The 19,225-nt window shown below is 58.6% G+C and carries 19 protein-coding genes; 7 read left to right on the top strand and 12 right to left on the bottom strand.

All coding sequences use genetic code 11. From position 1 onward, the window contains the following. Nucleotides 1-5: 5 nt before the first annotated feature. Both ampE and ampD read right to left on the bottom strand, forming a co-directional pair. Complete coding sequence (ampE, locus tag RTM13_RS11610; protein ID WP_312212168.1) at nt 6-860, bottom strand: beta-lactamase regulator AmpE; 855 nt, start codon at nt 858-860, stop codon at nt 6-8. After that, nucleotides 857-1,420 (bottom strand): 1,6-anhydro-N-acetylmuramyl-L-alanine amidase AmpD, encoded by a 564-nt coding sequence (gene ampD, locus RTM13_RS11605; protein ID WP_312212167.1) that lies wholly within the window; start codon nt 1,418-1,420, stop codon nt 857-859. Before ampD ends, ampE begins: the two co-directional genes overlap by 4 nt. Before the next feature lie 88 nt (nt 1,421-1,508). On the opposite strand from ampD, the gene nadC reads away from it, so the two are divergent. The 4 genes from nadC to hofC all read left to right on the top strand — a co-directional run bounded on the left by nadC (nt 1,509) and on the right by hofC (nt 5,452). Further along, nucleotides 1,509-2,402, top strand: coding sequence for a carboxylating nicotinate-nucleotide diphosphorylase (gene nadC, locus RTM13_RS11600; RefSeq protein WP_312212166.1), 894 nt, complete (start codon nt 1,509-1,511; stop codon nt 2,400-2,402). A gap of 199 nt (nt 2,403-2,601) precedes the next feature. Then, entirely contained in the window at nt 2,602-3,039 is a 438-nt protein-coding gene (gene ppdD / locus RTM13_RS11595) for a prepilin peptidase-dependent pilin (RefSeq protein ID WP_312212221.1), read from the top strand. A 9-nt stretch (nt 3,040-3,048) separates the two neighbouring features. Continuing rightward, nucleotides 3,049-4,260, top strand: a complete 1,212-nt coding sequence (gene gspE, locus RTM13_RS11590; protein WP_312212165.1) for a type II secretion system protein GspE — start codon at nt 3,049-3,051, stop codon at nt 4,258-4,260. Beyond that, entirely contained in the window at nt 4,250-5,452 is a 1,203-nt protein-coding gene (hofC, locus tag RTM13_RS11585; RefSeq protein WP_312212164.1) for a protein transport protein HofC, read from the top strand. The genes gspE and hofC overlap by 11 nt, the downstream gene beginning before the upstream one ends. Nucleotides 5,453-5,496: 44 nt before the next feature. Here the strand turns inward: hofC and RTM13_RS11580 are convergent, their stop codons facing one another. Next, a complete protein-coding gene (locus tag RTM13_RS11580; protein WP_312212163.1) occupies nt 5,497-6,540 on the bottom strand; it encodes a GMP reductase in 1,044 nt (347 codons plus the stop codon). 262 nt (nt 6,541-6,802) lie between these two features. Here RTM13_RS11580 and coaE point away from each other — a divergent pair, with 262 nt between their 5' ends. The 3 genes from coaE to yacG are packed head-to-tail and all read left to right on the top strand — an operon-like array spanning nt 6,803 to nt 8,373. Further along, nucleotides 6,803-7,423: a dephospho-CoA kinase gene (gene coaE, locus RTM13_RS11575; RefSeq protein ID WP_312212162.1), complete on the top strand. Its 621-nt coding sequence runs from the start codon at nt 6,803-6,805 to the stop codon at nt 7,421-7,423. Continuing rightward, entirely contained in the window at nt 7,423-8,166 is a 744-nt protein-coding gene (zapD, locus tag RTM13_RS11570) for a cell division protein ZapD (protein WP_312212161.1), read from the top strand. The genes coaE and zapD overlap by 1 nt, the downstream gene beginning before the upstream one ends. A 9-nt stretch (nt 8,167-8,175) precedes the next feature. Continuing rightward, nucleotides 8,176-8,373, top strand: coding sequence for a DNA gyrase inhibitor YacG (yacG, locus tag RTM13_RS11565; protein WP_238083103.1), 198 nt, complete (start codon nt 8,176-8,178; stop codon nt 8,371-8,373). Between the two features lie 49 nt (nt 8,374-8,422). Here the strand turns inward: yacG and mutT are convergent, their stop codons facing one another. The 9 genes from mutT to murC all read right to left on the bottom strand — a co-directional run bounded on the left by mutT (nt 8,423) and on the right by murC (nt 19,193). After that, on the bottom strand, nt 8,423-8,812 hold the full coding sequence (mutT, locus tag RTM13_RS11560) for an 8-oxo-dGTP diphosphatase MutT (protein ID WP_312212160.1): 390 nt from the start codon (nt 8,810-8,812) through the stop codon (nt 8,423-8,425). 58 nt (nt 8,813-8,870) lie between these two features. Continuing rightward, a complete protein-coding gene (gene secA, locus RTM13_RS11555; RefSeq protein ID WP_312212159.1) occupies nt 8,871-11,576 on the bottom strand; it encodes a preprotein translocase subunit SecA in 2,706 nt (901 codons plus the stop codon). 58 nt (nt 11,577-11,634) lie between these two features. Further along, complete coding sequence (gene secM, locus RTM13_RS11550) at nt 11,635-12,138, bottom strand: secA translation cis-regulator SecM (RefSeq protein WP_312212158.1); 504 nt, start codon at nt 12,136-12,138, stop codon at nt 11,635-11,637. 291 nt (nt 12,139-12,429) lie between these two features. Next, on the bottom strand, nt 12,430-13,347 hold the full coding sequence (gene lpxC / locus RTM13_RS11545; protein ID WP_042390462.1) for a UDP-3-O-acyl-N-acetylglucosamine deacetylase: 918 nt from the start codon (nt 13,345-13,347) through the stop codon (nt 12,430-12,432). A 100-nt stretch (nt 13,348-13,447) separates the two neighbouring features. Beyond that, on the bottom strand, nt 13,448-14,599 hold the full coding sequence (ftsZ, locus tag RTM13_RS11540; RefSeq protein ID WP_042390697.1) for a cell division protein FtsZ: 1,152 nt from the start codon (nt 14,597-14,599) through the stop codon (nt 13,448-13,450). A 114-nt stretch (nt 14,600-14,713) separates the two neighbouring features. Continuing rightward, entirely contained in the window at nt 14,714-15,970 is a 1,257-nt protein-coding gene (gene ftsA, locus RTM13_RS11535; protein WP_312212157.1) for a cell division protein FtsA, read from the bottom strand. Further along, on the bottom strand, nt 15,970-16,800 hold the full coding sequence (ftsQ, locus tag RTM13_RS11530) for a cell division protein FtsQ (protein ID WP_154057921.1): 831 nt from the start codon (nt 16,798-16,800) through the stop codon (nt 15,970-15,972). Before ftsQ ends, ftsA begins: the two co-directional genes overlap by 1 nt. 1 nt (nt 16,801) lies before the next feature. Continuing rightward, nucleotides 16,802-17,722 (bottom strand): D-alanine--D-alanine ligase, encoded by a 921-nt coding sequence (locus RTM13_RS11525; protein ID WP_312212156.1) that lies wholly within the window; start codon nt 17,720-17,722, stop codon nt 16,802-16,804. Continuing rightward, a complete protein-coding gene (gene murC / locus RTM13_RS11520) occupies nt 17,715-19,193 on the bottom strand; it encodes a UDP-N-acetylmuramate--L-alanine ligase (RefSeq protein WP_312212155.1) in 1,479 nt (492 codons plus the stop codon). Before murC ends, RTM13_RS11525 begins: the two co-directional genes overlap by 8 nt. Between the last annotated feature and the right edge of the window lie 32 nt (nt 19,194-19,225).

Raw genomic sequence — 19,225 nt, 5'->3', positions numbered from 1 at the left:
AAAAGCTAGACCAACGTTCCGTAAATGGTCAGCAGCGCCACTACCACCACCACCGCGAAGGAGGTTTTCTTCGCCATCGACACGGCGGCTTTAGGCGTTTCAACCTTATCGAGATGTGGCTCTCGCGCCAGCGAGAACTGGGCCAGCCGGGTCAGGACCTGATACTGCGAGGTACGCCAGTCGGTAAGCGAGGCAAACCAGGCGGGCAGCGCCTTCTCACCGTGGCCGATGAGCGCGTAGACCACCCCCACCAGCCGCACCGGGATCCAGTCCAACAGGTGCAGAATCGCATCGATGCCGGACTGTAATCGCGCGTGCGGCGTCAGGTAGCGTGCCAGCCACGACTGCCAGGCGCGCAGGAAGGCGTAGCCCACCAGCAGCACCGGTCCCCATGCGCCGCCAACAACAAACCAGAACAGCGGGGCCAGATAGAAGCGGAAGTTAATCCACAGCAGGGCGTTTTGCAGCTCGCGCAGGTATTCACGCTCGTCACACTCGGGCGGCACGCCGTGGACCAGCGTCAGCTCGCTGGCCATGGTGTCCCGCGCGTGGCTGTCATTACGCGAGGCCGCCTTCAGATAGGCGTGGTAGTGCAGACGCACCTTGCCCGCGCCGATACAGAGCAGGCCGAGCATAATCCACACCACCAGCAGCGGCACGTTGAAAAAGAGTCCGTAGAGCGCGCGCAGCAGCAGAAAGGTCACCAGCATCGCCAGGGCGGTCATCAGCAGCGTGCGCAGCATCGAGAAGTGCTTAATGCGGCGGAAGAGTACCTCAAGGCGGTGATCCAGATGCCAGTGCTCACCCAGCTTAAATAGCCGTTCGGCGATCAGTACCAGCAGCATCGTGAATAGCGTCATGTCATCTCCTTATCTGACGAGAGGGCAACCAGAGCGCGAAATTTTTCCCAGTCAAAGGCCGGGCCAGGATCGGTTTTACGCTCGGGGGCAATGTTGCTGTGTCCGGTCATATTGTCAGCAATGGCGGGATAAAGCGCAACCAGCGCCTGGGTAATCGCCGCCAGCTGTTGATACTGCGTTTCGGTATAGGGTAGCGTATCCGTCCCCTCCAGCTCGATACCGATGGAGAAATCGTTGCAGCGCTCACGCCCGCAGTAGCTGGAGACGCCCGCGTGCCAGGCGCGCTTATCAAAAGGTACATACTGGACGATTTCGCCGTCGCGGCGGATCAGGCAGTGCGCAGAGACGCGCAGATGGGCAATCTCGGCAAAGAAAGGGTGCGCGTTAGCATCCAGCGTGCCCGTAAACAGGGCATCGATCCACGGCCCGCCAAACTCACCGGGGGGCAGGCTAATGTTATGTACCACCAGCAGAGAGGGGCACTCATCATCCGGGCGACAGTCATAGTGCGGGGAGCGGACCTGCCGCGCACCGGCCAGCCAGCCCTCGTTTAACTGCATACGGGATCTCCTCAAGTATGGCTCTAATACTCGCTTCAGAGTAGCATGTTTCAATCTTCTGATTCGTTACCCTTTTTGGAGTTTTATCATGCCGCCTCGCCGTTACAACCCCGATAGCCGTCGTGATGCGCTGCTGGAACGTATAAATCTGGATATCCCCGCCGCCGTGGCGCAGGCCCTGCGCGAAGACCTGGGCGGCGAGGTGGACGCGAACAACGATATTACCGCTCAGCTGCTGGCGGAGGATACGCGCTCTCATGCGGTGGTGATCACCCGTGAGGATGGCGTCTTCTGCGGCAAACGCTGGGTAGAAGAGGTCTTTATTCAGCTCGCAGGTGACGATGTGCAGATCCAGTGGCACGTTGCCGATGGGGAGAGCGTCACCGCCAATCAGCCGCTGTTTGAGCTGGACGGAGCCTCACGCGTACTGCTCACCGGTGAGCGCACGGCGCTGAACTTTGTGCAGACCCTCTCCGGCGTAGCGAGCGAAGTTCGCCGCTACGTGGATCTGCTCGCGGGCACCAAAACCCAGCTGCTGGACACGCGTAAAACCCTGCCCGGCCTGCGTACCGCCCTGAAGTATGCGGTGCTGTGCGGCGGCGGCGCGAACCATCGCCTCGGCCTCTCCGATGCGTTTCTGATCAAAGAGAACCACATTATCGCCTCCGGCTCGGTGCGCCAGGCGGTAGAGAAAGCCTTCTGGCTGCACCCTGACGTGCCGGTCGAGGTGGAAGTCGAGACGCTCACAGAGCTGGAAGAGGCGCTGAAGGCCGGAGCCGATATCATCATGCTGGATAACTTCACCACCGAGCAGATGCGCGAGGCGGTACGGATCACCAACGGTCAGGCGCGGCTGGAGGTCTCCGGCAACGTCACCTTTGAGACGATTCGCGAGTTTGCTGAAACCGGGGTGGACTATATCTCGGTGGGCGCGCTGACCAAGCACGTGCGCGCGCTCGATCTCTCGATGCGTTTTCGTTAGTCCCGGTGAGTCCCCGGTGGCGCTACGCTAACCGGGGCAACATGTTTCGCTCCTGCTCGCAAAATCTTTGCTCACCTCTGCAACGGCGTAAAAAAATCGGGAAGCGGCCTTCCCGAACGCCGTTTTGCTCTCTCGTCACGCGCTCCCTGGACTGACACACTCCCCGGCATTAACCAGGGAGGAAGTAATGAAACAGTCATTGGAAAAACAGCGGGGCTTTACCTTAATTGAGCTGATGGTGGTTATTGGCATTATTGCCATCCTCAGCGCCATCGGCATTCCCGCCTATCAGAACTACCTGCGCAAAGCAGCCCTCACCGATATGCTGCAAACCTTTATCCCCTACCGTACCGCCATTGAACTGTGCGCCCTCGATCGCGGTGGTACGGAGAGCTGCGACGGCGGTAGCAATGGTATCCCTTCCCCGACTAGCACGCGCTATGTCTCAGCGATGAGCGTGGAGAACGGCACGGTCACGCTAACCGGGCAGGAGAGCTTGAGCGGGCTGAGCGTGACGCTGGTGCCGCAGTGGGACAACAGCAGTGGGATGAGCGGCTGGCAGCGTACCTGCGACGTGCAAAACGACGCGGCATTCCAGCAGGCCTGCGAAGACGTTTTCCGCTTCGATTATCAATAAGGGGGGAATATGGACATACCCGCATCGTTCGCCGCGCAAAGCCATCTGCCTGCCATCAGCGAGGGGAGCTCCTCCGTGGTGGAGCTGCTTAACCAGACGCTCCAGCAGGCGCTGGCACAGCGGGCTTCCGACATCCACGTTGAGCCGGGGGAGAACCACTACCGCATCCGGCTGCGTATTGATGGCGTACTGCACGCCCTCCCCCCGCTAACCCGGGAGAGCGCAAAGACGCTGACGGCGCGGCTGAAGGTGCTGGGCAGCCTGGACATCGCCGAGCGGCGCTTGCCCCAGGACGGACAGTTCACGGTTACGCTCTCCGGCAGGGCAATCTCGTTTCGTATCGCCACGTTGCCCTGCCGCCATGGGGAGAAGATCGTCCTGCGCCTGCTGCACCAGGTGAACCAGCCGCTGGATCTCTGTGCGCTGGGCATGGGCGCGCGGCAGCTGGCCCAGTTTCAGGCGGCGCTCGCCAGGCCGCAGGGACTGCTGCTGGTTACCGGGCCAACGGGCAGCGGCAAGACCGTGACGCTCTACAGCGCGCTGGCGGCACGTAACCTTCCCGAAGTGAATATTTGTAGCGTGGAGGATCCTATTGAGATCCCGCTGGATGGGCTAAACCAGACACAGATAAATCCCCGGGCCGGCCTGGACTTTCACAGCGTGCTGCGGGCGCTGCTGCGCCAGGATCCGGACATCATTATGGTCGGCGAAATCCGCGATGGTGAAACGGCCGAGATTGCCATCAAGGCCTCCCAGACTGGGCACCTGGTACTCTCTACCCTGCACACTAACTCTACCAGCGAGGCGCTGGTCAGGATCGCGCAGATGGGCGTCGCACGCTGGATGATCGCCTCTGCCCTCTCGCTGGTCGTCGCGCAACGGCTGGTGCGTAAGCTCTGCCCGCACTGTCGCCGCCGACTGCCGGAGGATCTTGCCCTGCCGCAAGGGTTGTGGCCCCGCGCGCTGCCCCACTGGCAGGCAGGCGGCTGCGAAGCGTGCTATCACGGCTTCTGCGGCAGAGTCGCGCTCTTTGAGGTACTCAGCATCAACCCTGCCCTGCGTCAGGCCATCGCCAGCGGTGAGCCTGCGGAGAGCATTGAGCGGCAGGCTCGGCAGACGGGGATGACCACCCTGTTTGAACGCGGCTGTCTCGCCGTTGAGCGGGGGTTAACCACCCTGGAGGAGCTGCTGCGAGTGCTGGGAATGCCCAATGCAGGCTAAACGGCTCTGGCTCTGGCGCGGACTTGATGACGCAGGCCAGCGCTGCCATGGCGCACGCTGGGCTACTGACCGGCTGGCCGTCGCCGAAGCGCTGCAAACCGAGCAGATCTTTATCCTGACGCTCAGGCGCAGCGCGGTCCGAACGGCAGCCTGGCGCGGGACGCACCGCTGCGAGGTGGTGCGCCAGCTGGCGACGCTGCTCAAAGCGGGCCTGACCCTGCCAGATGCGCTGCTGATGCTCTCCCGTCAGCATCCGGTACGGCAGTGGCAGGCGCTGCTGCAAAGCCTGGCGGAAGATTTGGCTCAGGGCACCGCGCTCTCAGCGGCCATGCGCCGCTGGCCCGCAGTGTTCCCGCCGATCTATATCGCCATGATCCACACCGGGGAGCTGACCGGCGCATTAGATGAGTGCTGTTTCCAGCTTGCCGCCCAGCAAAAAGCTGAGCTGCAGCTGGCGGGTAAGGTAAAAAAGGCGCTGCGCTACCCGCTGATTGTTCTCACCCTGGCCGTGGCGGTCACGCTGGCGATGATCCTGCTGGTGCTACCCCAGTTCGCCGCCATCTACCAGACCTTTAACACGCCGCTACCCGCCCTCACGCGCGGGGTGATGGCCCTTGCGGGGATAGTGACTCACGTCGGTCCGTGGGCGCTTGCGGCCGCTCTCCTGCTTGCCGCAGGCGGATTCGCGCTGCGCAACTACCCGCCGTGGCTCCGCTACCGGCAGCGGCGGCTGCTAAGTATCCCGGTGGTCGGTGGGCTGGTGCGCGGGCAGAAGCTCAGCCAGATATTTACCGTGCTGGCCCTCACCCAGCGGGCAGGGATTGCTTTCTTACAGGGGCTGGAGAGCGTCGAGGCAACCTTAACCTGCCCGCACTGGCGCGAAGCGATCCATCATATACATCAGGAGATCGCCCAGGGAATGCCCGTCTGGGCGGCGCTGAAAAACAGCGGGCAGTTTAGCGCGCTGTGTATCCAGCTGGTGCAAACCGGCGAGGCCTCCGGAGCGCTCGATACCATGCTCGACAACCTTGCCCGCCACCATAGCGAACTGACGCAGCAGCAGGCGGATAGCCTGGCCACGCTGCTGGAGCCGCTGATGCTGGTGGTAACCGGGATAATTATCGGAACGCTGATCGTGGCGATGTATCTGCCGATTTTTCATCTGGGAGATGCAATGAGCGGAATGGGATAACAGCAGAAGAGAAGCTGGCGCAGCGAACCGCGCCAGCTGAGGCATCAGAGACTATTGAAAACGCGGTTTTCCTGCTCGGCGACGCGAATAAAGGTGGTGCGCTTGGTCAGCTCCTTCAGGCGGGACGCGCCCACATAAGTGCAGGCTGAACGCAGACCGCCAAGGATATCACGCGCGGTGTTCTCAACCGGGCCGCGCAGGGCCAGCTTAACGGTTTTACCTTCCGCAGCGCGGTAGCCCGCAACGCCGCCAACGTGACGGTTCATCGCTGACTCAGAACTCATGCCGTAGAAGAGCATGAATTTTTCACCGTTCTCATCGACTACGGTGCCGCCGCTCTCTTCATGACCGGCCAGCATACCGCCCAGCATCACGAAGTCTGCGCCACCGCCGAAGGCTTTTGCCACGTCGCCCGGTACGGTGCAGCCACCGTCGCTGACGATCTGGCCGCCGAGACCGTGGGCCGCATCGGCACACTCGATCACCGCAGAGAGCTGCGGATAGCCGACGCCAGTTTTAACGCGGGTGGTGCAGACGGAGCCCGGGCCGATGCCGACCTTAACGATATCCGCCCCAGCGAGGATCAGCTCTTCGCACATTTCGCCTGTCACTACGTTACCGGCGCAGATAGTTTTAGTCGGCCAGGCCGCGCGAGCTTTGGCCACGAACTGCACAAAGTGCTCGGAGTAACCATTAGCAACGTCAATACAGATAAAGCTCAGCGCCGGGCTGGCGTCGAGGATCTGTTTAGTCTTTTCAAAGTCGGCGTCGGAGGTCCCGGTTGAAACCATTACGTGTTTCAACACGTCTGCGGACTCTGCGGCAACAAAGGCTTTCCACTCTTCGACAGAGTAATGCTTGTGCACGGCGGTGAGGATGTCGAACGACGCCAGCGCTTTCGCCATGGCGAAGGTGCCTACGGTATCCATGTTCGCTGCGATAACAGGAACGCCAGACCAGGTCATGCCAGAGTGCTTAAAGGTATATTCGCGTTCCAGCTGGACATCAGAACGACTTTTGAGGGTAGAGCGCTTAGGGCGGATAAGAACGTCTTTAAAGCCTAATTTCAGATCTTCTTCAATACGCATGAACGGATTCCTGGGGTTAATGGCGACTAACGCATACGAGCTAACACACAACTCCAGTGACGCTATCATACGCACTAAATAGGAGTCCGCAAGACTGCGAAATTCTCTTTTTTTACGCTACAATCCTATAAATTTACCTGCCGAATGGGCGGGGTCCGGATTATTGAACATGTCGTTTTCCGTACAAATTATAACCTTTTGATTTACGAAACAAATAAATCAAAAGATCGTGAGCTGGCAGAGCAGTCTGGGATTTTGCGTTATGGGGTATACGGTCGCCTTAACCGGGGGAATCGGCAGCGGGAAGAGTACAGTTGCCAATGAATTCCTGAAAAATGGGGTTAGCGTCGTTGATGCTGATGTCATCGCCCGCCAGGTGGTTGAGCCTGGCGCTCCTGCCCTACGCGCCATTGCGGCCCATTTTGGGCCAGAGACTATCCAGCCGGACGGCACGCTTAACCGCCGCCTGCTGCGTGAACGCATTTTCGCCTCACCAGACGATAAGCGCTGGCTTAACGCACTACTCCACCCCCTGATCCACGAAGAGACCCAGCGGCAGATTGCCGGGGCGACATCGCCCTACGTGCTGTGGGTAGTGCCGCTACTGGTAGAGAACCAGCTGCATACCAAAGCCGATCGGGTACTGGTGGTTGACGTCTCTCCGGAGACACAAATTTCCCGCACGATAGAGCGCGATGGCGTCACGCGTGAGCACGCCGAGCATATTCTTGCCGCGCAGGCCACGCGAGAAGCCCGCCTTGCCGTCGCGGATGACGTTATTGACAATAATGGCGCACCAGATGCCGTTGCATCGGATGTTGCCCGCCTGCATGAGGCGTACCTACGCTACGCTTCCCAGGTCGTATCACAGGAAAAACCGTAATGCAGACCCACGTCCTTTTTGAACACCCGCTCAATGAAAAGATGCGCACCTGGCTGCGCATTGAATTTCTGCTCCAGCAGCTCTCGGCCCGTCTCCCTATCAGCGATCACGCTGACGCCTTACACTTTTTTCGTAACGCCGGAGACCTGCTTGACGTGTTCGAACGCGGCGATATCCGCACCGAGCTGCTGAAAGAGCTGGAGCGCCAGCAGCGTAAGCTGAAAGCGTGGGTAGAAGTGCCTGGGGTCGATCAGAGCCGCATTGATGCAGTGCGCGATCAGCTTAAGCAGAGCAGCAGCACCCTGATGGCCGCCCCGCGCGTTGGGCAGCTGCTGCGTGAAGAGCGGCTGATTGGCCTGGTACGTCAGCGTCTCTCCATCCCCGGCGGCTGCTGCAGCTTCGATCTGCCGACGCTGCACCTGTGGCTCTATGCCCCACAGGCCCAGCGGGATGAGCAGGTCGCCGTCTGGCTGGAGAGCCTTCAGCCGCTGACCCAGACGCTGACGCTGATCCTTGACCTGATCCGCAACTCTGCCCCCTTTCGCAAGCAGACCAGCCTGAACGGCTTCTACCAGGACAACGGTGACGATGCCGATCTGCTGCGTCTGGAGCTGACCCTCGCCGACCAGCTCTATCCGCAAATTTCCGGGCATAAGAGCCGCTTTGCCATCCGCTTTATGCCGCTGGACAGCGAAAATGGCCACGTGCCGGAGCGTCTCGATTTTAGCCTGGCCTGCTGTTAAGGAGGAGTGATGTCTGAAGAAACCGTTGTAAACTGCCCAACCTGCGGCCGGAAAGTGATCTGGAACGAGACCAGCCCGTTTCGCCCGTTCTGCTCTAAGCGCTGCCAGCTTATCGATTTAGGCGAGTGGGCCGCCGAAGAGAAGCGTATCCCCAGCGAGGGCGATCTCTCCGACAGCGATGGCTGGAGCGAAGAGAAACAACCTTAAGTTAATTGCCCGGTGGCGCTACGCTTACCGGGCCTACAAAACCATCAAATCACTCGCCGCGTAGCCGGGCGACAATCGGCTGGTTGGCGGGTGGGAAATCGTCCGCGTTCAGCGCTTGCGGCGTTAGCCACTCCCCCGGCTGGCCCTCTTTGCCCCACGGCTCCCCTTCCCAGTTTTCGACCAGGTAGAACCACAGGGTAATGTGCAGCTCCGGATACTGGTAATCCAGCTTCTCAAACAGCTGCGCTGAGGTAACGGTGATGCCCACCTCTTCGTCCAGTTCGCGCGCCAGCGCCTGCTCCGGCGTTTCGCCAGCCTCAATCTTGCCGCCGGGAAACTCTTTTTTATTGGCCATGTGCGCATCGGCGGCGCGCTGGGTAATAAAAATTTCGCCCTGCGGATTGCGAATGATCCCGGCGGCGATGTTCAATACTTTCATCAGGTTGACTCCATAAAAAAGGCGCAGAATCTGCGCCTTAGTTTTTAGTGTGTCACGCTTAGCTCAGACGGCCGTGGCACTGTTTGTACTTTTTGCCAGAGCCGCACGGGCATGGGTCGTTACGGCCCACTTTACGCTCGCCGGTCTGATCCGCCAGATCGGCCGCGGCCTGCGCGTCGTCGGACTGGTGGCTAAGCTGCTGCATCTGGGCCAGGCGCTCTGACTCCTCACGACGCTGCTGCTCCATCTCTTCCACCTCTTCCGGCATCCGCACCTGCACTTTCGACAGGGTGCTGATCACTTCATACTTAAGCGACTCAAGCATCGCGGCGAACATAGCGAAGGATTCGCGCTTGTACTCCTGCTTCGGATCCTTCTGCGCGTAGCCACGCAAGTGGATGCCCTGACGCAGGTAGTCCATCGCCGCCAGATGCTCTTTCCACAGGGAGTCGAGGGTTTGCAGCATGACGCCTTTTTCGAAGTGGCGCATCATCTCGGCACCCACAACTTCTTCTTTACGCTGATACACTTCTACCGCGCTCTGCATAATCCGCTCACGCAGCGTCTCTTCATGCAGATCCGGCTCTTTGTCCAGCCACTCGGCAATCGGCAGGTCGAGATCGAAATCGTTCTTCAGGCGCTCTTGCAGGCCTGGAATATCCCACATCTCTTCCAGCGACTGCGGCGGAATATGCCCGTCGATAGTCGCCTTGAAGACATCTTCGCGGATGCTGGTGATGGTTTCGCTGACGTCGCTTACGTCCAGCAGCTCGTTACGCTGGGTGTAGATCGCGCGGCGCTGATCGTTGGCCACGTCGTCATACTCCAGCAGCTGCTTACGAATATCGAAGTTGCGGCTCTCTACCTTACGCTGGGCGTTGGCGATAGCCTTGGTCACCCACGGGTGCTCGATCGCTTCGCCCGGCTTCATCCCCAGCTTACGCATCATATTGGAGACGCGGTCAGAGGCGAAGATACGCATCAGGGCATCTTCCATCGACAGGTAGAAGCGGGAGGAGCCTGCGTCACCCTGACGACCAGAACGGCCGCGCAGCTGGTTGTCGATACGGCGGGATTCATGGCGCTCGGTACCAATGATGTGCAGACCGCCGGAGGCCAGGACCGCATCATGACGCACCTGCCAGTCCGCTTTGATCTTCGCAATCTGCTCTTCGGTCGGCTCCGGCAGCGCGGCAACCTCTGCCTGCCAGCTACCACCGAGCATAATATCAGTACCACGACCCGCCATGTTGGTGGCGATGGTCACCGCCGCCGGGTAGCCCGCCTGGGCAACAATTGCCGCTTCGTTGGCGTGGAACTTGGCGTTCAGAACGTTGTGCTTGATACCCGCTTTGGTCAGTTCGTTAGACACCACCTCGGATTTTTCAATGGAGATCGTACCTACCAGCACCGGCTGGCCGTTAGCAGTACGCTCTTTGATATCTTCGATGATGGCCTGGATTTTTTCCGCTTCGGTCATGTAGACCAGGTCCGGCAGATCCTTACGGATCATTGGACGGTTGGTTGGCACCACCACGGTGTCCAGCTTGTAGATGGAGCTGAACTCAAACGCTTCGGTATCGGCGGTACCGGTCATCCCCGCCAGCTTCTCATACAGGCGGAAGTAGTTCTGGAAGGTGATAGAGGCCAGGGTCTGGTTCTCGTTCTGGATCTCCACGGCCTCTTTGGCTTCAACGGCCTGGTGCAGGCCATCGGACCAACGGCGGCCCTGCATGGTACGCCCGGTGTGTTCATCAACGATGATGACTTCGCCGTCTTTCACGATGTAGTCCACGTCACGGGTGAAGAGCACGTGGGCACGCAGCGCAGCGGTAACGTGGTGCATCAGCATAATATTGCCTGGGGAGTAGAGCGACTCGCCCTCGTCCATGATGCCCTCTTTCACCAGCAGCTCTTCAATCAGTACCAGTCCGCGCTCGGTCAGGTTTACCTGACGCGCTTTCTCATCCACGGAGAAGTGGCCTTCGCCCTGGAAGGTATCGGAGTCCTCTTTCTCCTGACGGATCAGGTTAGGGATGATTTTGTTGACGCGCTTGTACATGTCGGAGCTGTCTTCCGCCGGACCGGAGATGATCAGCGGCGTACGGGCTTCGTCGATGAGGATGGAGTCCACCTCATCTACCAGGGCATAGTGCAGCTTACGCTGAACGCGCTCTTCCGGGCTGAACGCCATGTTGTCACGCAGGTAGTCAAAGCCGTATTCGTTGTTGGTGCCGTAGGTGATGTCTGCGGCATAGGCTTCACGCTTGGCCGGCGCAGGCAGGCCGGACATGTTGATACCCACGCTCATGCCAAGGAACTCAAACAGCGGACGGTTGTTTTCGGCGTCACGCTGAGCGAGGTAGTCGTTGACGGTAACCACGTGCACGCCTTTGCCGCTCAGGGCGTTCAGGTAGGCAGGCAGGGTTGCGGTCAGGGTTTTACCTTCACCGGTACGCATCTCGGCGATGCAGCGATCGTTAAGCACCATCCCGCCCAGCAGCTGGACGTCAAAGTGGCGCATGCCGAACACGCGCTTGCTCGCTTCGCGAACCACAGCGAACGCCTCCGGGATCAGGCTCTCTACGGTCTCGCCTTTTTCCAGACGGGCGCGAAACTCGGCGGTTTTGGCTTTCAGCTCATCATCGCTGAGCTTCTCCATGGCCGGTTCCATACCGTTGATGACGGTGACAGCTTTGCGCATCCGGCGCAGGGTACGATCGTTACGGCTACCAAATACTTTTGTTAACAGTTTAATAAGCATAATAAATTCTCAAACGCCCCAAAATGGGCAGATAAATTAAAGTGTTGAAACGGTTAATTTAGCTGAGGCGTTGAGGTCCAGCGCGGATCCCCTGCACCTGCGCGAGCCAGTCGGCGACGGTAAACGCAGCGTGCGGTTCTGGAGTGACAAGGATGCTATGGCGAACAATAACCGGCGGCTTGCCCTCCTGGGTCAGCAGGGCATTAAGCGTATCCAGCAGCGCCAGATGGTGCGCCTGGACGGGCAGCGGCTCTTCGGCAACCGACAGCGCTTGCGGTGCCATCGCAAAGGATAGGTGGCGAATAACGGTGCGGATAGCATGCTGGTGCCAGTAGTCGACGGTAAAGGTCGGACGGCGGCTGGCTTCGAGCAGCGCGAGGCTGGTGAAGTTAACCGGGCTGGTGCGGTTATGGTTGCTGGCGGTCGCCTTTTCAGGCTGGGCGGAGTGGTTCTGCGTACCAGGCGCGGGCAAGCCAAGACTCGCCGCGACCATCCCTAAAAAGAGATGCGGCCAGAAGTAGCGTCTGCCAAATTGTCGCCAGCGCGTCAGTAATCCGCTCACTTGCTCCACCATTAATGGGTTAAACCTACCCGATTCACATCAACATCCGTTATTTTGCGACCAAATATTACCATTAAAGGCGCTACACGGCAGTAACAATGAGGGGCATAGCAGGGTGAAAATGCTTAAGAAAACAGCGAACGCACCGCTTTGGGCAGTAAATTATCTCTGGATTTGTGCATCAGGGGCGAGAAGAGAACCGGTAAAACCTGGAAACAAAAACGACTGGCGCCCCTGACCGGAGAGAGTGCCAGGTTAACCAGTCGAATTTTTACTAAACGGTCTGGAGGATTATGCCAGTACCGTTGACGGTGCTTTGAATGCCAGAGGCAGCTCAGCGTCGTCCTGGAACGTCACGTATTCCCAGGCTTCCTGTTTAGCCAGGACCGCCTGCAGAAGTTTATTATTCAGTGCATGACCGGATTTATAAGCGGTAAATGCCCCGATAATATTGTGACCGCACATGAACAGGTCACCGATCGCATCCAGCATTTTGTGACGCACAAACTCGTCTTCAAAACGCAGGCCATCTTCGTTCAGTACGCGATAGTCATCAACCACGATGGCACAATCGAAGCTGCCGCCCAGGCACAGACCACGAGACTGCAGGTACTCGATATCACGCATAAAGCCGAAGGTACGCGCGCGGCTAATCTGGCGCATAAATGCGTCGGCAGAGAAGTTCATCGCGTAGCGCTGGCTACTGGCATCGATCGCCGGATGGTTAAAGTCGATGGTGAAATCGAGCGTAAAACCATTGTACGGCTTGAATTCAGCCCATTTGTCGCCGTCTTCAACGCGAACGGTCTCTTTAATGCGAAGGAATTTCTTCGCACAGTTCAGCTCTTCGATACCGGCATCAAGCAGCAGGTACACGAACGGAGCTGCACTACCGTCCATAATTGGGATCTCAGGGGCGTCAACTTCAATCATGATGTTGTCGATACCCAGACCCGCCAGCGCGGCGTTGAGGTGCTCTACGGTAGAGATCCGCACGTCATGCTCGTTCACCAGGCAGGTGCAGAGCATGGTATCACGCACGGATTTGGCATCGGCCGGAAAATCTACCGGTGGATTCAAGTCAGTGCGACGATAGATGACCCCGGTGTTGGCCGACGCAGGTCGCAACGTCAGGGTGACTTTCTTGCCGGTATGCAAACCGACGCCAGTCGCCTGAACGATACGTTTAAGTGTCCTTTGTTTGATCATCGTATAATCTCGCCTAGTTACTAATCCAACCGAATTGTACTATACAACCGGCGGGCCAGTTTAGCACAAAGAGCGACAATGCCCAACTTCCAGCTAATTCTTAATCAGCCTGCTTACGTAAAAATGCCGGAATATCGAGATAATCTGGCTCTTTTGCGGTCTGCGGCGTCGGGTCATTGACCACTTTCGCGGCCGGTTTCTGCTCCTGGCTCAGCGGTGCCATACCGTGCTGCTGGTAGCGATCCATTACCGGCTGCTGCTGCTGTTTGTTGGTTACCAGGGTAATTTCAGGACGTTTGTCCATGCCAATACCGGTGGCTACCACGGTTACGCGCAGCTCGTCGTTCATCTCTGGATCCAGAGAGGTACCGATAACCACGGTCGCGTTATCCGACGCAAAGGCACGGATGGTGTTACCCACGGTTTCAAACTCGTCCAGACGCAGGTCGAAGCCCGCCGTAATGTTGACAAGAACGCCGCGCGCGCCAGAGAGGTCGATATCTTCCAGCAGCGGGCTGGAGATAGCCATCTCGGCAGCTTCTTCCGCACGATCTTCCCCTTTCGCTACGCCGGAGCCCATCATCGCGTAGCCCATTTCGGACATCACGGTGCGCACGTCGGCGAAGTCGACGTTCATCAGGCCCGGACGGGTGATCAGCTCGGCGATGCCCTGGACCGCGCCTTTCAGCACGTCGTTGGCCGCGCCAAAGGCGTCAAGCAGAGAGATGCCACGACCCAGCACCTTCAGCAGCTTGTCGTTCGGGATGGTGATCAGGGAGTCAACGTGCTTAGACAGCTCGGTGATCCCCTGCTCCGCAAAGGCCATACGCTTCTTGCCTTCGAAGTTGAAAGGCTTGGTCACGACGGCAACGGTCAGAATACCTAAATCTTTGGCCACTTCGGCAACCACCGGCGCAGCACCTGTACCTGTGCCACCGCCCATACCGGCGGCGATGAACACCATGTCTGCGCCGTCGAGCGCAGCGCGCAGCGCCTCACGGTCCTCTTCGGCTGCATTGCGGCCGACTTCTGGGTTAGCACCCGCTCCCAGACCTTTGGTGATGCCGCCGCCGATCTGGATGGTCTGTCCCACCGCGGTCTTACGCAACGCCTGGGCGTCGGTATTCACTGCAAAGAATTCAACGCCTTCGATGCGCTCGCGCACCATGTGCTCAACGGCGTTACCGCCGCCGCCACCGACGCCGATGACTTTAATCACCGCGTCGTTGGTCAGTTCCATAGGTTCAAACATAATTTTCTCTCCGATTTTACACATCATCCTTCAAACTGCGTTAAGGCTGCAAGAGGGATTCAATGTAAGTACCTGTCGCCTGAGACCGCTAATTTTGTGCGGTCTCTGAAAATATTAAAACTCTTTTCGCAGCCAGCTGTTCAGACGTTTGATCCACGAGCCGACTGACGCACGTTTTTCCACCTCTGCTTCACCACTTAAATGGGACTCCTTCCCGTAGTGCAGCAGACCTACCGCCGTTGAATAGTACGGCTCCTGGGCATAGTCCGTCAGGCCCGTGATATTCAGCGGCGCACCTATGCGCACCTGTGTATGAAACACGCGTTGCGCACAGGCTGCAAGCCCTTCGATTTGCGCTGCGCCGCCGGTTAATACAATCCCAGCTGCAAGATGGTGCTTAACTCCTTGTTGTCGGAGCTGTTCCTGCAGCTGTAAAATTTCTTCGTTCACCAGATTGAGCAGTTCCGTGTAGCGCGGCTCAATCACCTCCGCCAGCGTCTGACGCTGCAGGCTGCGCGGTGGACGTCCGCCCACGCTCGGCACCTCTACGCTTTCGTCTTTACCGACAATTGCGCCCAGGGCACAGCCGTGACGAACCTTAATAGCTTCGGCATCGCTTGGCGGCGTACCGAAGGCATAGGCGATATCGCTGGTTACCACGTTCCCCGCGTAGGGGATCACCTTGGTATGGCGCAGCGCACCGCCGGTATACACGGCGATGTCCATTGTACCACCACCGATATCCACTACGCAGACACCCAGCTCACGTTCGTCTTCCGTCAACACGGAATAGCTGGACGCCAGTCCGGCAAAAATTAGTTGGTCAACTTTCAGACCACATCGTTCAACCGCTTTGACAATGTTTTTTGCCATATCGTTGTGACATGTGATCAGGTGCACTTTTGCCTGCATCCGCACACCGGATAAACCTACCGGGTTTTTGATCCCTTCCTGGTAGTCAATGGCGTACTCCTGCGGAATAACATGCAGGACCCGGTGCTCGTCGCGCACACGCACCGACTTGGCGGTATGCACCACGTTTTCAACGTCTTCCTGGCTCACTTCCTCTTCGGAAATGGGCACCATACCGATCTCATTCTGACAGCTAATATGCTTGCCGGAGAGCGCCAGGTAAACCGACGAAATCTGGCAGTCCGCCATTAGCTCGGCCTGATCGATGGCGCGCTGCACACACTTCACCACCGACTCTAAATCGTTGACCCCGCCTTTATCCATACCCCGCGACGGGCAACTGCCCACGCCAATGATATTGATCATACCGTCGGGCAGAACTTCCCCTACCAAAGCGGCGACCTTCGCGGTGCCAATCTCCAGTCCTACTACCAGTTTTCTGTCCGTCGCCTTGATCATTATTGCTCTGCCTGTGCCTGATTCTGTTGCTGATTAGGATCCACAATGGGTGCCGGTTTCCAACCGACCGCCGCGCCCGAGTCATAGCGCAGATCGACATAACTGATCTCTTTGCCGTCGGTTTGCGCCTGCTGCTGCAGAACAGGATAGAGTTCTACAAAGCGTGACAGACGTTTCATCGTATCCCCCCGGCCCAGGTTGAGCTTGATTCCATTATTAAGCGTCAACTGCCAGGAGCGACGGGCGGTCATCGCCGCCTCTTTCAACGTAAATTTATCCTTTGCCAACACCTGCCCCATGTCGCGATAGCCCTGCAATACTTCGCTTTCGCTTCCCTCCGGGCCAAACAGCAGCGGAAGATTCTGTTCTTTGGCTCGATCGGTGGGCACGCTGAACGAATTTCCATCAACGTCCATCATGTGCTGATCATTCCACCGCGCAATCGGGACATATTCAACCAGATGAATCTTCAATTCGTCCGGCCATTGCTTTCTTACGCTGGCCTGCTTGATCCACGGCAGACGTTCAATCTGGCTCTGAATGATATTCACATCCTGGGTCATAAAGGTTCCAGGGGCACCCAGCGCCAGAATCGACTGGCGAATATCATCGTTGCGCGTGTAGTGGCGCTCACCGGTGACCACAAGCTTCGACAGCGGCAGGCGCTGCGCATCGTCCATCCAGCCCAGAATCATCCAGCCGCTCACCAACACGGTGCACAGCACCGCCAGCAGAAACACAATTCCTGCAAGACGCGTTCCATTATTCCGCCGGGAGGCAACAACCTCCTCCTCTTCGCGGTTTCGCGTGTTTAGCGCAGCCTGCGACATATCAGTCCGCCAACTCCAGAATTCGTACAACCAATTGCGAGAAACTTAATCCAGCCTGGCGAGCCGCCATCGGGACCAGACTGTGGCTGGTCATTCCCGGCGAGGTGTTCGCTTCCAGCAGATAGAAGTGACCATCGCTATCCTGCATGGCATCGATTCGACCCCATCCACGGCAGCCTAATACGTTCCAGGCCTTTAGTACCAGATCGCGTAACAGCGCCTCGCGCTCCGCTTCTAATCCGCTGGGGCAGAAATACTGAGTCTCATCAGAGAGATACTTTGCCTCATAATCATAGAAGGTTCCTGCGGGTTGGATGCGAATTGAGGGTAAAATTTCTTCCCCTAATACTGCAACGGTAAATTCTGGCCCGCTCAGCCACTTCTCAACTAAGACTTCTTCATCATGCTGAAACGCTAAAGCTAACGCCGCATGCAGCGCGTCAGCTTCGTCAACTTTTGACATGCCGACGCTGGAGCCTTCCCGGCTGGGCTTAACGATCAGCGGCAGACCCAGGCTGGCGATGTGCTGAAGCACGCTCTCGTCCAGGCCCTGCTCAAATGCTTTACGCGTGACTGCCGCCCACGGCGCGACAGGCAAGCCCGCGCCCTGCCACAGCAGCTTGCTGCGCAGCTTATCCATAGAGATGGCGGACGCCATCACGCCGCTGCCGGTATAGGGCAGACCGGTCAGCTCAAGCAGACCCTGTAGCGTACCGTCTTCACCGCCGCGACCGTGCAGGGCAATAAAGACCTTGTCAAAGCCCATGCTCTTAAGCTGGGTGACGTCGGTGTCACGCGGATCGACCGGATGGGCATCTACCCCACCCTCACGCAGGCCAGCCAGCACCGCTGCGCCGGAGTTCAGTGACACCTCACGCTCTGCGGAGGTACCGCCCAGCAGGACTGCAACTTTATTAGCCATGACGCTCTTCCTCCTGCGGCTGCTGCGGCTTCAGTTTGTTCTCGGCCAGGCTGCGGGCGATTTTACCGATGTTACCTGCACCCTGAACCAGAATGAGATCGTTACCGGTTAATACCGGGGCCAGCATCGCTGCGATCTGGGCCGGATCCGGAACCAGAATCGGGTCGATTTTTCCCCGGCCACGGATGGTGCGGCACAGGGAGCGGCTGTCCGCGCCTGGGATCGGCGTCTCGCCTGCGGCGTAAACGTCCAGCATTAGCAGGGCATCCACCTGGGTCAGCACGTTGGCAAAATCATCGTACAGGTCACGGGTACGGGTGAAACGGTGCGGCTGGAAAATCATCACCAGATTTTTATCCGGCCAGCCCGCACGCGCGGCCTTGATGGTGGCATCTACCTCGGTCGGGTGATGACCGTAGTCGTCAACCAGCATGGCGCTGCCCGCTTTGCCGTTTACCTGCTCCAGCGGGAACGCGCCGAGGAAGTCGAAGCGGCGTCCGGTACCCTGGAAGCTCTCCAGCGCGCGCAGAATTGCTTCGTCGTCAATCCCCTCTTCCGTAGCCACTGCAACCGCCGCCGCCGCGTTCAGAGCGTTATGACGGCCCGGCGCGTTCAGCGTCACCTGTAAATTAGGTTTGTCCTGGCGCACCAGCACAAAGTGTCCCTGCGGCCCGGTCTGCTGGTAGCTCTCTACCCGCACGTCCGCGTCGTCGCTAAAGCCGTAGGTGGTGATCTGGCGGCCCACACGCGGCAGCAGCTCGCGGCATACCGGGTCGTCCACACACATGACCGCCCGGCCATAGAACGGCAGGTTGTGCAGGAAGTTAATAAAGGTCTGCTTCAGGTTCTCAAAGTCGCCCTGGTAGGTATCCATATGGTCGGCTTCGATATTGGTGACGATCGCCACCATCGGCTGCAGATGCAGGAACGAGGCGTCGCTCTCATCCGCTTCGGCAATCAGGTAGCGGCTGTGGCCCAGACGTGCGTGCACACCTGCGGCTTTCACCAGCCCGCCGTTAACAAAGGTCGGATCCAGTCCGGCCTCGGCATAGATACTGGAGACCATCGCGGTGGTCGTGGTTTTGCCATGCGTCCCGGCAATGGCGATGCCGTGGCGAAAACGCATCAGCTCCGCCAGCATCTCTGCGCGGCGGATCACCGGAATACGCGCCTCGTGTGCGGCAACGATCTCCGGGTTATCGGCAGAGATGGCGCTGGAGACCACTACGACGCTGGCGTCACGCACGTTCTCCGGGCGATGGTTGAAGTAGATGGTCGCGCCAAGGGCGGCCAGCTGCTGCGTAACCGGGTTTGGCGCAAGGTCGGAACCGCTGATCTGATAGCCTTCGTTCGCCAGCACCTCTGCGATGCCGCCCATGCCAGCCCCGCCAATGCCAACGAAGTGAATGTGCCGGACGCGACGCATCTCGGGCACGATAGAACGCAGTTTCGCCAGTTGTTGTGTATTCATTCTCTAAACGCCATAAACTTCTAAAATTCGTG

The sequence above is a fragment of the Pseudescherichia sp. genome (assembly GCF_031979925.1).
Lineage (GTDB): Bacteria > Pseudomonadota > Gammaproteobacteria > Enterobacterales > Enterobacteriaceae > Pseudescherichia.
Note: the sequence above shows the minus strand (reverse complement) of the source record. Positions and strands in the feature narration are given on the sequence as shown.

Bases quoted from the DNA above. Each gene is read 5' to 3' on its own strand.
- ampD (WP_312212167.1), bottom strand. From the start codon at position 1,420: ATGCAGTTAAACGAGGGCTGGCTGGCCGGTGCGCGGCAGGTCCGCTCC.
- gspE (WP_312212165.1), top strand. From the start codon at position 3,049: ATGGACATACCCGCATCGTTCGCCGCGCAAAGCCATCTGCCTGCCATC.
- mutT (WP_312212160.1), bottom strand. From the start codon at position 8,812: ATGAAAGTATTGAACATCGCCGCCGGGATCATTCGCAATCCGCAGGGC.
- murC (WP_312212155.1), bottom strand. From the start codon at position 19,193: ATGAATACACAACAACTGGCGAAACTGCGTTCTATCGTGCCCGAGATG.
- RTM13_RS11580 (WP_312212163.1), bottom strand. From the start codon at position 6,540: ATGCGTATTGAAGAAGATCTGAAATTAGGCTTTAAAGACGTTCTTATC.
- ampE (WP_312212168.1), bottom strand. From the start codon at position 860: ATGACGCTATTCACGATGCTGCTGGTACTGATCGCCGAACGGCTATTT.
- ftsQ (WP_154057921.1), bottom strand. From the start codon at position 16,800: ATGTCGCAGGCTGCGCTAAACACGCGAAACCGCGAAGAGGAGGAGGTT.
- secA (WP_312212159.1), bottom strand. From the start codon at position 11,576: ATGCTTATTAAACTGTTAACAAAAGTATTTGGTAGCCGTAACGATCGT.
- zapD (WP_312212161.1), top strand. From the start codon at position 7,423: ATGCAGACCCACGTCCTTTTTGAACACCCGCTCAATGAAAAGATGCGC.
- ftsA (WP_312212157.1), bottom strand. From the start codon at position 15,970: ATGATCAAGGCGACGGACAGAAAACTGGTAGTAGGACTGGAGATTGGC.
- lpxC (WP_042390462.1), bottom strand. From the start codon at position 13,347: ATGATCAAACAAAGGACACTTAAACGTATCGTTCAGGCGACTGGCGTC.
- coaE (WP_312212162.1), top strand. From the start codon at position 6,803: ATGGGGTATACGGTCGCCTTAACCGGGGGAATCGGCAGCGGGAAGAGT.
- RTM13_RS11525 (WP_312212156.1), bottom strand. From the start codon at position 17,722: ATGGCTAATAAAGTTGCAGTCCTGCTGGGCGGTACCTCCGCAGAGCGT.
- hofC (WP_312212164.1), top strand. From the start codon at position 4,250: ATGCAGGCTAAACGGCTCTGGCTCTGGCGCGGACTTGATGACGCAGGC.
- nadC (WP_312212166.1), top strand. From the start codon at position 1,509: ATGCCGCCTCGCCGTTACAACCCCGATAGCCGTCGTGATGCGCTGCTG.
- ftsZ (WP_042390697.1), bottom strand. From the start codon at position 14,599: ATGTTTGAACCTATGGAACTGACCAACGACGCGGTGATTAAAGTCATC.
- yacG (WP_238083103.1), top strand. From the start codon at position 8,176: ATGTCTGAAGAAACCGTTGTAAACTGCCCAACCTGCGGCCGGAAAGTG.